General features: G+C 48.5%; 1 pseudogene. It reads right to left on the reverse strand.

The annotated features are described in order from the left end of the window. Positions 1 to 272 (reverse strand): annotated as a pseudogene (locus AAEY55_RS18325) (ATPase P); the annotation flags it as partial.

A 272-nucleotide genomic window follows, 5' to 3' on the forward strand; every position in this document is an offset into this window, starting at 1 on the left:
GAATAACACCCAACTTAGTAAAAATAGCCGTGGCGCAAGTCACTGCTGTCGGCGTAGCAAGGGCGAGGGCGCAGGGACACGTCGCCACTAATACCGACAAGGTAATCCAAAAGGCATCATCGGGAGAAATCGATAACCAAACCAAATAGGTTATTGCTGCTATCGATAATATTGATGCGGAAAAGTAACGCGCTAAACGGTCGGCCACTAAAGCGATGGCCGGTTTGTTGTTTGACGCAAGCTCTTGCAGGCGAATAATTTCAGCTACCAGT

It is taken from the genome of Pseudoalteromonas sp. 120-MNA-CIBAN-0494 (genome assembly GCF_040308885.1).
Taxonomy (GTDB): Bacteria; Pseudomonadota; Gammaproteobacteria; order Enterobacterales; family Alteromonadaceae; genus Pseudoalteromonas; species Pseudoalteromonas nigrifaciens.